This window comes from Pseudomonas sp. NPDC098740 (genome assembly GCF_044760065.1).
Classification (GTDB): Bacteria; Pseudomonadota; Gammaproteobacteria; order Pseudomonadales; family Pseudomonadaceae; genus Aquipseudomonas; species Aquipseudomonas rossensis.
In genome coordinates this window covers 90,447-103,217 of sequence record NZ_JBIWAM010000016.1, presented here as the reverse complement: position 1 = coordinate 103,217, position 12,771 = coordinate 90,447, and the positions used below count along the sequence as shown (strand labels likewise).

The following is a 12,771-nucleotide window of genomic DNA, read 5'->3' as shown; positions in this document are numbered from 1 at the left end:
ATTCGTACTCCCTGGACCCGTGCATGCCCTTTTGTATTTCCCGTCGTTGGCCCCTGCGCCAACTGATCGCTGCCTCCAGCCTCATTTTGCTTGTTGCCTGCGCGGAAAAACCCACCGCAGCCGACGCCAAGCCGCTTCAGACCCTCCCCGTCGCGACAGCCCCTGCGGTCATTCCGCCCGTGGTTCCGACCGGTGAAAACCTCGACATCCAGCCCACCCAGACCTTCGCCGAATGGCAGGCGGGTTTCCGCAAGGACGCTCTGGCCGCCGGTATCCGCGCCGACCTGTTCGACCGCGCTTTCGCCAATGTCAGCCTCGACACCAGCGTGATCCGCGCCGACCGCAGCCAGCCGGAATTCTCCCGCCCGGTGTGGGAATACCTCGACGGCGCCCTTTCGCCGCTGCGGGTACACAAAGGCCAGGCGCTGGTCAGCCAGTACGCCGACATCCTGCAAAGCATCGAACAGCGCTACGGCGTCGATCGTCAGGCACTGGTCTCGGTGTGGGGCATGGAAAGTAACTTCGGGCAGTTCCAGGGCAACAAGTCGGTGATTAATTCCCTGGCGACCCTGGCCTATGAAGGTCGGCGTCCCGGGTTTGCCCACGCGCAACTGATCGCCGCCCTGCAGATCCTGCAACAGGGTGATATCGAGCCTGAGAAAATGCTTGGCTCCTGGGCCGGCGCCATGGGCCAGACCCAGTTCATCCCAACCACCTACAACACCCACGCCGTGGACTTCGATGGCGACGGCCGCCGCGACATCTGGGGCAGCCCGGCCGACGCGCTGGCCTCGACGGCGCACTACCTGCAAAGCTCAGGCTGGCAGAAAGGCCAGCCGTGGGGCTTTGAAGTGCAGCTACCGGGCAGTTTCAACTACGTCCTGGCCGATGGCACGACTCGCAAGAGCGTCGCCGAATGGCTGCAACTGGGCGTCACCCTGCCCAATGGCGGCCAGGTTCCGCCAGGCTCCGAACACCTGTCAGCCGCCCTGCTGCTGCCGGCCGGTTACCGTGGCCCGGCGTTCCTGGTCCTCGACAACTTCCGCGCGATCCTCAAGTACAACAACTCGTCGTCCTACGCCTTGGCCGTTAGCCTGTTGTCCGAGCGTTTCAACGGCGCCGGCCTGATCAACGGCACATGGCCGAAAGATGATTTGCCGCTGAGCCGTACCGAGCGGATCGAACTGCAAAGCTTGCTGAGCGCGCAGAACTATGACGCGGGCAATGCTGACGGCATTATCGGCGCCAACACTCGCAAGGCGATCCGCAGTGCCCAGCAGACGTTTGGCTGGCCGGCGGATGGGTATCCGACGCACAAGTTGCTCGAAGGCCTGCGTAACCGATAGTCAGCCGTATGGCGGATGCCGCCTTCACGCGAGCAAGCTCGCTCCCACATCTGGATCTGTGTTCGACCTAAATCCAATGTGGGAGCGAGCTTGCTCGCGATGACTGACTAACAGGCGACCACACTCTAGCGTCTGATCACCACATCCTGCTCCAACACCAATTCCTTGATCCCCGCATCCAGCCTCACCAGCGCGCCCATCGGCAATGTCAGGTTCGGATCGCAATGCCCGCTGCGCCACCCGGCCAGCACCGGGATGCGCAACGGCTCAAAGGTCTGCTTGAGCAAACGCTCCAGCGCAACCCCATCTACCCCCGCCACATCCCCCACCAGAACCCCGCGCAGCTTGTGCAGCGTGCCGGCAAGACGCAGATGGGTCAGCAGTCGGTCTATTCGATACAACGGCTCGTTGATGTCCTCGATGAACAGAATGACGCCCTCGGCATCCATTTCGTAAGGCGTACCCATGGTCGCAGCGATCATCGACAAATTACCCCCAAGCAAACGCCCGTGAGCTATGCCTGGCCCAATCGTGGCCAGCGAGTAGGCCACCGGGTGCGCCAGCACGCTGCCCGCCTTCACCTGTCCTCTGAGCATGTTGAAAAACGAAGACTCGGTAGGTTTTTGCTTGTCACCCAGCAGGTCGGCGTTGAGCATCGGGCCATGAAAGGTCACGAAGCCCGCATAACGGTTGATCGCCAAGTGCAGTGCGGTGATGTCGCTGTAGCCGATGAACGGCTTGGCATTGTTGCGCAGCAATTCAAAGTCGATGCGATCGAGCAACCGCGGCGTACCGTAACCCCCGCGTAAGCAAATAATGGCGTCGACCTCACTGTCGGCGAACGCCCCGTGCAGGTCATTGAGCCGCACATCATCGCTTCCGGCCAGGTAATCGTCTTTCTCATACACGCCGGGAAAAACCCGCAGTGAATATCCGCGAGCGTGCATCCAGGCGATGGCCTTATCGGTGTCCAGCGCTGCGGGACCGGCGGGCGCGATGACGCCAATCAGTCCTTCCGACGGCAAAGCCGGAACGGGTGAGTGAGGAAACAGCGTGTGAGTCGGTCGAACGGTCATCCATGAATCTCCCTGCGCAGAAAAGCTTCAGCACACAGTAGTCAGGAACGGGGGCAAACAGAAGAGGATCAGTCGCCCCGCAGGTTGCAGGAAAAGACTGTAGTGGCCGTAGACACGGCCAACAAAAACGCCCGCAAGGCTGAAAAGCCTTGCGGGCGCTTTGTTACAAGGACGACATCAATTCAGCTTTAACCAGTTTCGCCTGCTCGTCGGCGTGGTACGAGGAACGTACCAGCGGGCCCGAAGCGACGTTCTTGAAGCCCATTTTGTAACCTTCCTCGGCGAACCAGGCGAAGGTATCCGGGTGCACAAAACGCTCCACCGGCAAGTGGCTGCGGGACGGTTGCAGGTACTGGCCCAGGGTCAGCATGTCGATGTCGTGTTCGCGCATGCGTTTCATGACTTCGATCACTTCTTCGTCAGTCTCGCCCAGACCCAGCATCAGGCCTGACTTGGTCGGAATGTGCGGCATCATCTGCTTGAAGCGTTGCAGCAGGGTCAGCGACCACTGGTAATCCGAACCCGGACGCGCAGCCTTGTACAGGCGCGGTACGGTTTCCAGGTTGTGGTTGAACACATCCGGCGGCTCGGCAGCGGTGATTTCCAGCGCAACGTCCATACGGCCACGGTAATCCGGCACCAGGGTTTCGAGCTGCACGTTCGGCGACAGCTTGCGGATCTCGCGGATGCAGTCGGCAAAGTGCTGGGCACCACCGTCACGCAGGTCGTCGCGGTCAACCGAGGTGATCACCACGTACTTGAGTTTCAGGTCGGCGATGGCGATGGCCAGGCTTTCCGGCTCGTTGACGTCCAGTGGCTTCGGACGACCGTGGCCAACGTCGCAGAACGGGCAGCGACGGGTGCAGATGTCACCCATGATCATGAAGGTCGCGGTGCCGCCGGAGAAGCATTCGCCAAGGTTCGGGCAGGACGCCTCTTCGCAGACACTGTGCAGCTTGTGTTTGCGCAACAGGGCCTTGATGCGGTCGACTTCCGGGGAAACCGGGATACGCACGCGAATCCAGTCAGGTTTCTTCGGCAGTTCGGTGGTCGGAATGATCTTCACCGGGATACGTGCAACCTTCTCGGCGCCGCGCAGCTTCACGCCGGCTTCAACCTTGGCACGCGGGGCCGGACGCTCGGTAACATCCAGCGTCGGGATCATGGTTTGCACTGCATCAGTAGTCATATCAGTCGATTCCGCCCGTTTGGGTGGTCTGCTCAGCTTTGTCGTTTTTTTTGTCGAGGTGCGCGCGCAGCCGGGCACTTACCTCGGCAAATTCAATCGATCCTGCGTGATCGCTCAGCTGGGTCATCGCCAGCCCGGCGTAGCCGCAGGGATTAATCCGTCGAAACGGTTCCAGGTTCATGTCCACATTCAGGGCCAGGCCATGAAAGGAGCAACCGTGGCGGATCCGCAGACCCAGAGAAGCGATTTTCGCCCCATTGACGTAGACACCCGGAGCATCCGGCTTGGCCACTGCGGTCACGCCATAGCTGGCCAGCAACTCGATCAGGCATTGTTCCATGCGGCTGACCAGGTCACGCACGCCGAAACCCAGCTTGCGTACGTCGAGCAACAGGTAGGCCACCAATTGGCCGGGACCGTGATAAGTCACTTGACCACCGCGATCAACCTTAACCACCGGAATATCCCCTGGGAGCAACACGTGCTCAGCCTTGCCGGCCTGCCCCTGGGTGAACACCGGTGGGTGCTCGACCAGCCAGATCTCGTCCGCTGCATCGCTGCCGCGTTCGTTGGTGAAGCGTTGCATGGCATGCCAGACCGGCTCGTAAGCCATCTGGCCGAGCTCGCGAAAGCCCACCGCGGCAGACATCACAGCACCATGTGCACGAAACCGGTAGCCCGCAACTCGCTGTTGATGTCGTACAGCTGTTCTTGACCGGTGGCGATGATGTGCAGCTGGATGGTCGTATATTTGCCGTTGGTGCTCTGGCGCTCGGCCAGGGTCTTGTGGTCAACGGTCGCGTGTTTCTCAAGGATTGCGATGATCTTGTCCTTGAAACCCACGCCGGTGTCGCCGATCACCTTGATAGGGTAATCCGCGCAGGGGAATTCGATTTTTGGCGCCTTTACTTCGTTGTCTGTCATGGCGTAACGGCCTCGTAAGCCGTGGCAACGGACATGGCCCCGTTCCGGATTGGAACAGGGCCATGCAAGTCCACACTAATTCAGTTGAACAAGCCGTAGAAGAATAGACGGATGCTATCCCACATGCGGCGGAAGATACCACCCTCGTCGACCGCGTCCAGAGCGATCAGGTCAGCGCTATGCACGACTTTGTCGTCCAGCTTCACTTCGACTTTACCGATTACGTCGCCCTTGGCGATTGGCGCAATCAGTTGCGGGTTCATGGTCATGCTGGCGGCGAGCTTTTTCAGCTGGCCTTTTGGCAGGGTCATGGTCAGGTCTTGGGCCAGGCCGGCCTTGACTTGATTGGTGGTGCCTTTCCAGACAGGAGCCTGAGCCAGCTCGGCGCCTTTCTGATAGAACGTCTGGGTTTCGAAGAAGCGGAAACCGTAGGTCAACAGCTTCTGGGTTTCGGAGGCGCGAGCCACTTCACTGTTGGTGCCGAACACCACAGCGATCAGGCGCATGCCATCACGTACTGCCGAAGACACCATGCAGTAGCCGGCTTCGTCGGTGTGGCCGGTTTTCAGGCCGTCGACCGTCTTGTCGCGCCACAGCAGCAGGTTGCGGTTAGGTTGCTTGATGCCGTTCCAGAAAAACTCTTTCTGCGAGTAGATCGCGTAGTGAGCCGGGTCTTCGTGGATGATCGCGCGAGCCAGCACCGCCATGTCGTGAGCCGACGAGTAGTGCTCCGGGTTCGGCAGACCGGTCGGGTTCATGAAGTGGCTGTTGGTCATGCCCAGATCGGCCACGGTTTTGTTCATCATGTCAGCGAAGGCGTCTTCGCTGCCGGCGATGTGCTCGGAGAGCGCAACGCTGGCGTCGTTACCCGACTGAATGATGATGCCGTGCAGCAGGTCGCTGACAGTCACCTGCGAGCCGACCTTGATGAACATCCGCGAACCGCCGGTACGCCAGGCGTTTTCGCTGACGGTCACCGGGTCGTTTTCGCCGATCTGGCCACGACGGATTTCCAGGGTCGCGATGTACGCGGTCATCAGCTTGGTCAGGCTGGCCGGAGGCAGACGCTGGTCACCATTGTTCTCCACCAGCACGTTGCCGCTGCTGGCGTCCATGAGTACATAGGCTTTGGCGGCCAGTTGCGGTGGCGACGGCATCATCTCGACCGCGAAAGCGGCAGGCGAGAGGAGCAGCGGGACTAGCAGACACAGGCATTTGGCAAAGGTGGTGATGTTCATCCGTCTCTCGAAATCGCTAATGGAAACTGCCCAAGGGCAAAACTAATCAGACAGCTTTCTAACGAGCTGTCGCGTGTTCAGTTGTTCACTCAGAACCCTTGCCGGGCTTTTGTTCTTTAACGAGCCAACAACCAGGTCCACCCCCCAAACCGCAAGCGAACCGTCAATCAAGTACTACGTATTACTCGGCAGTGACCAGGCTCGGCGAACCGAGATTGGCCATTCGCACGCTGTTCTGCACTTGCTGGATTTCACCCGGCGAGCCGATCGGCCCCAGGCGCACCCGATGCAGCGTCTGTTGATTGCGCACGATCGAGCTGATGAACACCGGAGCGCTCACCATCCCGCTGAGCTTCGATCTCAGGAGTTCTGCAGCGTCCGGGTTGGCGAACGCGCCCACCTGCAGATACTGGCCAGAGGCTGGTACAGAAGCGTTTTTTTTTGCATCGATCGGCACGGGCACGACAGCGGCGGCGTGTTGCTGCGGCGGTGGCGTCCATTGCTCGACGGTGCCGGCCGAAGCCGTAATCGTCGGGGCGCTATTTTGCGCGACTTGCGGCTCGTTAAGCATCAAAGGCGCCGGACGGCCTTTGGCTGCCCACCATTGCTGCGGATCGATGCCTTCGACCTTGACCCGCGCGGTGCCGGTTTCGGCATAGCCGAGCTTTTTGGCGGCCGCGTAGGACAAGTCGATGATTCGGTCCGAGTAGAACGGCCCTCGATCGTTGACCCGCAGAATCACAGTCTTGTTGTTGTCCAGGTTGGTCACCCGAACGTAACTGGGCAGTGGCAAGGTCTTGTGCGCGGCACTCATGCCGTACAGGTCGTAAACCTCGCCATTGGCGGTGTTCTGGCCGTGGAATTTGGTGCCATACCAGGAAGCCGTGCCGGAGGCGATGTAGGACTTGGATTCCTGCTGCGGGAAGTAAGTCTTGCCCAGCACGGTGTACGGATTGGCTTTATAAGGACCGCTGTGCAGGGTCGGCGTGGCATCCGGGATGCGCGAGACGTCGACATCCCACCATGGCGCGCCATCCTTGTGGGCGCGGTTGATGTCCAGGCCTGGCGTTGCGCGCACGGCGGTGGGAGAAGACTTTTGCGCCGGCGCGCGGCTGGTCGAACAACTGGCGACCAGCACCGCCAACGCGGCGAATGCCATCAGCTTCAGGGGTTTATTCATAGGCAATGCCCGCATTACTTGACGCCCCGTGCTTGGACCAGCTGTTCAGACAGTTGATGTACGGCCATGGCGTACATCACGCTGCGGTTATAACGCGTGATCGCGTAAAAATTCGTCAGGCCCATCCAGTATTCGGAGCCATTGTCACCTTCCAGGCGGAAAGCCGTGACCGGCATATCATCGCGCAGCGCATCATGACTTGACCACCCCAGCGCCCGCAACTCCCCGACGGTTTTAGTCGGTTCGATGCCCGTGGTCAAACCTGCGCCCACCTGATCGCCACGCACATCGGCGCGGCTGACCACCGGTTCGCCGGCTACCCAGCCGTGACGCTTGAAATAGCTGGCGACGCTGCCAATGGCATCGTCCGGATTGGTCCAGATATTAATGTGGCCGTCACCGTCAAAATCCACCGCATAGGCACGAAAGCTGCTCGGCATGAACTGCGGCAAGCCCATCGCGCCAGCGTAAGAGCCTTTAAGGGTCAGCGGATCGACCTGCTCTTCCCGGGCCAGCAACAGGAACTCACGCAATTCCTTGCGGAAAAATTCGGCACGGGGAGGATAGTCGAAACCCAGGGTCGACAAGGCGTCGATTACCCGAAAATTGCCGGTATTACGGCCAAAAAAGGTCTCAACACCAATGATCGAAACAATAACCTGCGCCGGGACGCCGTATTCCTGTTCGGCTCGGGCCAGCACCGCCTCGTGCTGACGCCAGAAGTCCACACCACGGGCGATGCGCGCGTCGGTGATGAACATCGGACGATACTCGTTCCACTGCTTGACCCGTTCGGCCGGTTTCGAGATCGCGTCCAGAATCGATTGCTTGCGCTCGGCTTCGCGGAACACGCCCATCAGTTGCTCACCGGCGAAACCGTAGTCGCGGGTCATTTCACCGACGAATTCGGCCACCTGCGGTGAGCCTTCGTAATCGCCGGCCAACGCTACCTGCGCTGTGCCAAGGATGCTTACCAGGCCGACCCATGGCGCATATCGAGTCGCCCAGCCACGCATTACTTGCATTGAAATCTTCACCTTATTCAAACCTGAGCGATCCACTTGCGATGGGTATGGATCGACATCAAAACCCCAAACGCTGACAGCAGCGTCACCAGCGAAGTTCCTCCGTAGCTAATGAACGGCAACGGCACCCCCACAACCGGCAACAGGCCACTGACCATACCGATGTTGACGAAAACATAAACAAAAAACGTCATGGTCAGGCTGCCCGCGAGCAATTTGCCGAACAATGTCTGGGCCTGGGCGGTAATCACCAGTCCGCGGCCGATCAACAGCAGGTAAATCAGCAGCAGTGCGCAGATACCCACCAGGCCGAATTCTTCGCCCATGACCGCAATAATGAAGTCAGTGTGGCTTTCCGGCAGGAAGTCCAGGTGCGACTGGGTGCCGAGCAACCAGCCCTTGCCGAACACACCGCCGGAACCGATGGCGGCTTTCGATTGAATGATGTTCCAGCCAGTGCCCAGCGGATCGCTCTCGGGGTCGAGGAAGGTCAGGATTCGCTGCTTCTGGTAGTCGTGCATGATGAAGTACCACATGCCGACCGCCACCGGCACAGCCGCGGCAATCACGCTGAGAATCCAGCGCCAGCGCAGGCCGCCCATGAACAGAACGAACGCGCCACCGGCGAGGATCAGCAGCGAAGTGCCGAGGTCGGGCTGACGCACAATCAGGATAAACGGCAAGCCGATCAGAAACAGACTGACGCCCACATGCTTGAGCTGCGGCGGCAAGGTGCGCTTGGACAAGTACCAGGCGATGGTCGCCGGCATCAGAATCTTCATGAATTCCGAGGGCTGGAAGCGGATCACCCCGGGAATGTTGATCCAGCGTGTGGCGCCCATGGCGTTGTGGCCCATGACGTCCACCACCACCAGCAACAGCACGCCGAGCACATAACCGACTGGCACCCAACGGGCCATGAAGCGCGGCTCAAATTGGGCGATGACGATCATCGATACCAGACCGATGCCGAACGAAGTGGCTTGCTTGGCCAGCAGATCCCAACTTTTGCCGCTGGCCGAATACAGCACGAACAGGCTGCCGGCGGCGAGGGTCAGCAGCAGGATCAGCAACGGGCCATCAATGTGCATGCGTTGCAACAGCGTCGCACGGCGACGCATCACATCTTCGCTTGAGAGGATGCGATCGAAATTACTCTTCACGGGCCGTAGCCTCCGCACTGATAGGGCTGGCGTATTCGGCCTTCAACCGACCGTCCTGGTCCAGAAGCCAGGCGTCCATGATTTGACGCACCACGGGCGCTGCGACGCCGGAACCGGACTCGCCGTTCTCGACCATCACCGACACCACGATTTGCGGGTTGTCGGCCGGCGCGAAGCCGACGAACAAGGCGTGGTCGCGATGGCGTTCCTGAACCTTGGAGCGGTCGTACTTTTCGCCCTGCTTGATCGCGACCACCTGGGCCGTACCACTTTTACCCGCAATGCGGTATTGCGAACCGATCGCCGCTTTGCGTGCAGTACCCCGGGCACCGTGCATCACCTGTTGCATGCCGTGATTGACCTTGGTCCAGTCGGACGGGTCACGCAGGACGATGTCCGGCATCGGGTTTTCGTCCTTCGGCTTCTCGCCTTCGACAGTCTTGGCCAGGTGCGGACGGTTCCAGACACCTTTGTTGGCGACCAGCGCGGTGGCCTGGGCCAGCTGCAACGGCGTGGACTGCATGTAGCCCTGCCCAATCCCGAGAATCAGTGTTTCTCCCGGGTACCAGGCCTGACGTCGGGTTGCACGCTTCCATTCCCGTGTCGGCATCAGCCCCGGTGACTCTTCGAACATGTCCAGCGAGACCTTCTGGCCGATGCCGAACTTGCCCATGTAAGCCGACAACCGATCGATCCCCAGCTTGTGGGCCAGGTCGTAGAAGTAGGTGTCGTTGGAACGCATGATCGCCATGTCCAGATCGACGTAGCCGTCGCCGGTACGGTTCCAGTTACGGTATTTGTGGTCGTAATTGGGCAACTGGTAATAGCCGGGATCGTAGACCCGACTCGACGCAGTCACGACACCCGCATCCAGCCCGGCAATCGCCACCGCCGGCTTGATAGTCGAGCCCGGCGGGTAGAGGCCGCGCAGCACGCGGTTGAACAGTGGCCGGTCGATGGAATCGCGCAGCTCGGCATAGGCTTTGAAGCCGATGCCGGTGACGAACAGGTTCGGGTCGAAACTCGGCGCACTGACCATCGCCAGCACTTCGCCGGTTTTCGGGTCCAGCGCCACCACCGCACCACGACGACCGCCGAGCGCTGCTTCGGCCGCTTCCTGCAATTTGATGTCCAGGCTCAGGACGATGTCCTTGCCGGGAATCGGATCGGTACGCTTGAGCACGCGCAATACGCGGCCTCGAGCGTTGGTCTCGACTTCTTCGTAACCCACCTGACCGTGCAGCTCGGGCTCATAAAAGCGCTCGATACCGGTTTTGCCGATGTGGTGGGTGCCGCTGTAATTGACCGGATCGAGTGACTTCAGCTCTTTCTCGTTGATCCGCCCCATGTAACCCACCGAGTGCGCAAAGTGCGCGCCCTGCGGATAGTGACGCACCAGCTGTGCGACCACTTCCACACCCGGCAGACGGAACTGATTCACCGCGATGCGGGCGATCTGCTCTTCGGTCAGCTCGAACAGGATCGGCACCGGCTCGAACGGCCGGCGCCCCTGACGCATGCGCTTCTCGAAGATCACCCGGTCCTCGGGCGTCAGCGCCAGCACTTCGACGATCACGTCGAGCACTTGCTGCCAGTCGCCCGAGCGCTCACGGGTCATGCTCAGGCTGAAGCTGGGCCGGTTATCGGCCACCACCACGCCATTGCGGTCGAAGATCAACCCGCGAGTCGGCGGAATCGGCTGCACATGGACGCGGTTGTTTTCCGACAGGGTCGAGTGGTACTCGTACTGAATCACCTGGAGAAAATACAGCCGCGCGATCAGCACACAGATCAGCAACACCACCGCAATTGCCCCGAACACGACGCGGCCACGCACCAGACGGGCGTCTTTTTCGTGGTCCTTGATGCGGATCGGCTGGGGCATGAGGGCAGAACTACTTGTGGTAAGGGTGGCCGGACAGGACTGTCCAGGCACGATACAGCTGTTCGCCGATCAGGATTCGCACCAGCGGGTGCGGCAACGTCAACGGCGAGAGCGACCAGCGCTGATCGGCCCGGGCACAGACTTCCGGCGCCAGCCCTTCGGGGCCGCCGACCATGAAATTCACCGTGCGCGAGTCCAGCCGCCAGCGATCGAGCTCGACCGCCAGCTGCTCGGTGCTCCAGGGCTTGCCGTGGACTTCGAGGGTCACAACGCGCTCGTTCGGCCCGACCTTGGCCAGCATGGCTTCGCCTTCCTGACGGATGAAGCGCGCCACGTCGGCGTTCTTGCCACGGGTGTTGAGCGGTATTTCCACCAGTTCCAGCGCCAGCTCGGACGGAAGACGCTTGGCATATTCATGCCAGCCTTCTTCCACCCACTTGGGCATGCGTGAACCGACGGCGATCAGTCGCAGTCGCACAGCGGTCCCTTATTGCTGGTCTTTGTTGAGCTTGACGAAGTGCTCATGGGTGTTTTCCGGGCTGTGGTGAGCCGCGTTCAGAGCACGGCTCTGTTCTGCACCGGACCACAGACGCTCCAGGTCGTAAAACTGACGAGCCGAAGCGGTCATCATGTGCACGATGACATCATCCATATCCAGCAGGACCCAGTCGCTGTCGCCCTTGCCTTCTTCACCCAGCGGCTTGACGCCCAGGGCTTTGACCGCCTCGCGGACCTTATCCAGCATCGCGCCGATCTGGCGGTTGGACGTACCGGTAGCGATGATCATGAAGTCAGTGATGCTCTGCTTTTCACGAACGTCGATCACCTGAATGTCCTGGCCCTTGACGTCTTCCAGGGCCGCTACGGCAACCTTGACCAGCTCTTCGCCGCGCAGCTCAGGGCCGGTTGGAACTTCTACTGGCAGCGGGGCGCTCTTGAACGTGCCTTTGCGCTTTACTTTAGTTACGTCTTTGTCAGTCATATAAAACTCGTTTTGCTCGTATGTTCGGGCGCTTCGGTACACGCGTTCACGTGTTTTGAAGCGCTCCCTTTTTCAGTTCGACGCACGGTAGAGACCGTGCGCATCGATGTAGGCCAGGACCGCGTCGGGCACCAGGAAACGTACCGACTTACCGCTGGCCAGCAGTTGACGGATCTGGGTGGCGGATACCGCGAGCGGTGTCTGCCAGACGAATGCAATCTGTCCGCTCGGCCCTTTAAGGGCCAGCGGGTCGCTCACCGAGCGTGCCGCCAACAGATTGCGCAAGGCATCCGGCGGTTCGCTGTCGGCATCCGGGCGTTGCAGCACCAGGATGTGGCAATGCTGGAGCAACTCTTCCCAGCGGTGCCAAGTGGGCAGGCCGCAAAATGCGTCCCAGCCCAAAAGTAGAAAAACCTGGTCTTCAGCGGCCAGTTCGGCACGCATCAGTTCCAGGGTGTCGATGGTGTAGGACGGTTTGTCCCGCTGCAATTCGCGGGCGTCCACCACCAGCGGCGCCACACCGGCCACCGCGCACTCGACCATCGCCAGACGGTCTTTCGCCGATACCTGCGGCGTACCGCGATGAGGCGGTCTGGCACTGGGTGTCAGACGCAGCTCATCGAGCGCCAGCGATTCGGCGACTTCCAGCGCACTGCGCAAATGGCCGATGTGCACCGGGTCGAAGGTCCCGCCCAGCATGCCAATGCGCCGAGGCGCAGGCTCGCTGGCGGTGACCGGGGCTGACAGGTCGAGGTCGCCCAAG

Annotated in this window: 13 protein-coding genes; 1 reads left to right on the top strand and 12 read right to left on the bottom strand. The window is 60.6% G+C overall.

Annotated features, from left to right (window positions below):
- The first annotated feature begins 23 nt into the window (after positions 1-23).
- A complete protein-coding gene (locus ACIQU2_RS20120) occupies positions 24-1,346 on the top strand; it encodes a lytic murein transglycosylase (RefSeq protein WP_403143538.1) in 1,323 nt (440 codons plus the stop codon).
- A 125-nt stretch (positions 1,347-1,471) separates the two neighbouring features.
- Here ACIQU2_RS20120 and ACIQU2_RS20115 read toward each other — a convergent pair whose 3' ends face one another.
- The 12 genes from ACIQU2_RS20115 to nadD form a co-directional block, all read right to left on the bottom strand.
- The gene (locus tag ACIQU2_RS20115; RefSeq protein WP_403143536.1) at positions 1,472-2,422 is read right to left on the bottom strand and encodes an LD-carboxypeptidase; all 951 of its coding nucleotides are present in this window, start codon (positions 2,420-2,422) and stop codon (positions 1,472-1,474) included.
- Positions 2,423-2,585: 163 nt separating this feature from the next.
- Positions 2,586-3,611, bottom strand: coding sequence for a lipoyl synthase (lipA, locus tag ACIQU2_RS20110; RefSeq protein WP_010467371.1), 1,026 nt, complete (start codon positions 3,609-3,611; stop codon positions 2,586-2,588).
- A 1-nt stretch (position 3,612) separates the two neighbouring features.
- Positions 3,613-4,260 (bottom strand): lipoyl(octanoyl) transferase LipB, encoded by a 648-nt coding sequence (gene lipB, locus ACIQU2_RS20105; protein WP_403143534.1) that lies wholly within the window; start codon positions 4,258-4,260, stop codon positions 3,613-3,615.
- Positions 4,260-4,535 (bottom strand): DUF493 domain-containing protein, encoded by a 276-nt coding sequence (locus tag ACIQU2_RS20100; RefSeq protein WP_129440902.1) that lies wholly within the window; start codon positions 4,533-4,535, stop codon positions 4,260-4,262. Before ACIQU2_RS20100 ends, lipB begins: the two co-directional genes overlap by 1 nt.
- Positions 4,536-4,615: 80 nt before the next feature.
- On the bottom strand, positions 4,616-5,773 hold the full coding sequence (locus tag ACIQU2_RS20095; RefSeq protein ID WP_347803399.1) for a D-alanyl-D-alanine carboxypeptidase family protein: 1,158 nt from the start codon (positions 5,771-5,773) through the stop codon (positions 4,616-4,618).
- 181 nt (positions 5,774-5,954) lie between these two features.
- On the bottom strand, positions 5,955-6,968 hold the full coding sequence (locus tag ACIQU2_RS20090; protein WP_347803400.1) for a septal ring lytic transglycosylase RlpA family protein: 1,014 nt from the start codon (positions 6,966-6,968) through the stop codon (positions 5,955-5,957).
- The gene (gene mltB, locus ACIQU2_RS20085; RefSeq protein WP_403143531.1) at positions 6,968-7,978 is read right to left on the bottom strand and encodes a lytic murein transglycosylase B; all 1,011 of its coding nucleotides are present in this window, start codon (positions 7,976-7,978) and stop codon (positions 6,968-6,970) included. Before mltB ends, ACIQU2_RS20090 begins: the two co-directional genes overlap by 1 nt.
- Before the next feature lie 17 nt (positions 7,979-7,995).
- Complete coding sequence (gene rodA / locus ACIQU2_RS20080; protein WP_283184636.1) at positions 7,996-9,099, bottom strand: rod shape-determining protein RodA; 1,104 nt, start codon at positions 9,097-9,099, stop codon at positions 7,996-7,998.
- Positions 9,100-9,130: 31 nt separating this feature from the next.
- Positions 9,131-11,026: a penicillin-binding protein 2 gene (gene mrdA, locus ACIQU2_RS20075; RefSeq protein WP_347803402.1), complete on the bottom strand. Its 1,896-nt coding sequence runs from the start codon at positions 11,024-11,026 to the stop codon at positions 9,131-9,133.
- Between the two features lie 10 nt (positions 11,027-11,036).
- Entirely contained in the window at positions 11,037-11,504 is a 468-nt protein-coding gene (gene rlmH / locus ACIQU2_RS20070) for a 23S rRNA (pseudouridine(1915)-N(3))-methyltransferase RlmH (RefSeq protein WP_007937439.1), read from the bottom strand.
- A 9-nt stretch (positions 11,505-11,513) separates the two neighbouring features.
- Complete coding sequence (rsfS, locus tag ACIQU2_RS20065) at positions 11,514-12,008, bottom strand: ribosome silencing factor (RefSeq protein ID WP_046055550.1); 495 nt, start codon at positions 12,006-12,008, stop codon at positions 11,514-11,516.
- A gap of 72 nt (positions 12,009-12,080) precedes the next feature.
- The gene (gene nadD, locus ACIQU2_RS20060; protein WP_259696405.1) at positions 12,081-12,770 is read right to left on the bottom strand and encodes a nicotinate-nucleotide adenylyltransferase; all 690 of its coding nucleotides are present in this window, start codon (positions 12,768-12,770) and stop codon (positions 12,081-12,083) included.
- Between the last annotated feature and the right edge of the window lies 1 nt (position 12,771).